We start from the raw sequence: 1559 nt of genomic DNA, 5'->3' as shown, positions 1-1559 counted from the left end.
TGGGCCCCATTATCAAAACGTTACCGAAGAACGGGCATGGGCGGTAGGAACCCGCGATAGGACGAAAAAACCAAGGGGATTTATTTTATATTCATATACCAAGTTGGCTGTGATTCGGTTTAGAAGAGCGGTCAACTTGTTTACATAGAACGCAATGTATAAATCTATTTTTGTAAGTGAGAGGAATTGATTTTATGAGGAGGAAACGAAATGAGCCACTTACAAATCATCGAGAAACAAATGGTAGCGGGATATGAGTTTACTGGAATTGAAGGTGGGTTTGGTGAAGGTAAGAAAGCGATGTTGGTAAAAGAGATTGTGGAGATTCATGAGAAAGAAGTCAAACATATTAATTTGCGGATTAACGAAAACCGTTCACGATTTAAAGAGGGTATGGATATCGTCGATTTAAAAGTGAGTCCGTTTGGCGGACCGGGTTTAGAGCAACTTGGATTCACAAAGCAAGCAATTGCTGATTCAATACAAGGTCGTGTAATTAAAAGGAGTGAAATAAATGAAACTAGATAAACAAGAACAATCTGTTGTAATTGGTACATTCATTTCAATGTTAGGACAAGATGTTGTAAATGAACGCATTGATAAAAAGAAATTAGAAAGGGTACTTCCTATCTTTAATGAAATGCAAGATAATACAACACCAAAGCAAAAGAGAGAAGCGATGATTAGTTTGCTTGGTAAAACGTTGGATGAATTCTTAGAAAAGTAGCCATAAAAAAAGGAAAAGAAACTCGCTTGGGGGCGAATTACTTTTCCTGATGGCAATGTTAACTCTATTATAACAATTTGTATGTATTTATAAATATATAATCGGAATATTCTTTTAAATGAGGTGAGGGTAGATGCTAGTCTACTGCTCTAACTGTAATAAAGATTATAATATGCAACCACAAGTAGCACAACTTCCTAATCGTATTGAGAAGTGTTTCTATATTTGTCCACATTGTGGTCATGAGCATATCGCTGCATATGTAAACGATAAGATCCGTGAGCACCAAGCGGACATTGTAAAGTATCATGAACGGATTAATAAAAAGAATCTTGCTATCGAGGATGAAATGAAACGGTTGAGGAAGGGGGTGGAAGATGCCAAGCAAACCATTCAAGCCGTGCAAGTCGTTAGGTTGCAATGAACTAACAAGGGATAAGTATTGTGCTAAACATATTGAAAAGGAAAAAGAAACCGCAAAATATTACGATAAACATATTCGAAACAAAAGCTCACGTTCCTTCTACAACTCAAGACTTTGGAAAGATATGCGTGAGCTTATGTATCGTAGAGATCATGGCTTATGTGTGCAATGTAGAAGCAAGGACATCATTAAGATAGGTGATGTAGTCGATCATATCATTCCTATTCGTGTTGATTGGTCAAAACGATTAGAACCGACTAATTTACAAACGCTTTGCCATGCTTGCCACAATAAGAAAACAAAAGAAGATGAGAAGAAATACAGAAGATAACTAAGAACCTGTTTAAAATCTTTTTAATAAAATCGCTACACCTGCCAATAAGCAACTCTGTCTGCTATTTTCAAGTG

At 36.4% G+C, this 1559-nt stretch carries 4 protein-coding genes; all 4 read left to right on the top strand.

What is annotated here, in order from left to right; translation table 11 throughout:
* Positions 1-210 precede the first annotated feature (210 nt).
* The 4 genes from ACQRBL_RS32210 (at position 211) to ACQRBL_RS32195 (ending at position 1482) form a co-directional block, all read left to right on the top strand.
* A complete protein-coding gene (locus tag ACQRBL_RS32210) occupies positions 211-528 on the top strand; it encodes a hypothetical protein (protein ID WP_411996828.1) in 318 nt (105 codons plus the stop codon).
* Positions 515-727 (top strand): hypothetical protein, encoded by a 213-nt coding sequence (locus ACQRBL_RS32205; RefSeq protein ID WP_000762694.1) that lies wholly within the window; start codon positions 515-517, stop codon positions 725-727. Before ACQRBL_RS32210 ends, ACQRBL_RS32205 begins: the two co-directional genes overlap by 14 nt.
* A gap of 133 nt (positions 728-860) precedes the next feature.
* Positions 861-1151, top strand: a complete 291-nt coding sequence (locus tag ACQRBL_RS32200) for a hypothetical protein (protein ID WP_411996827.1) — start codon at positions 861-863, stop codon at positions 1149-1151.
* The gene (locus ACQRBL_RS32195; protein ID WP_411996826.1) at positions 1105-1482 is read left to right on the top strand and encodes an HNH endonuclease; all 378 of its coding nucleotides are present in this window, start codon (positions 1105-1107) and stop codon (positions 1480-1482) included. The genes ACQRBL_RS32200 and ACQRBL_RS32195 overlap by 47 nt, the downstream gene beginning before the upstream one ends.
* Positions 1483-1559: the final 77 nt, after the last annotated feature.

This window comes from Bacillus sp. AF62 (genome assembly GCF_050312695.1).
Classification (GTDB): domain Bacteria; phylum Bacillota; class Bacilli; order Bacillales; family Bacillaceae_G; genus Bacillus_A; species Bacillus_A cereus.
Note: the sequence above shows the minus strand (reverse complement) of the source record. Positions and strands in the feature narration are given on the sequence as shown.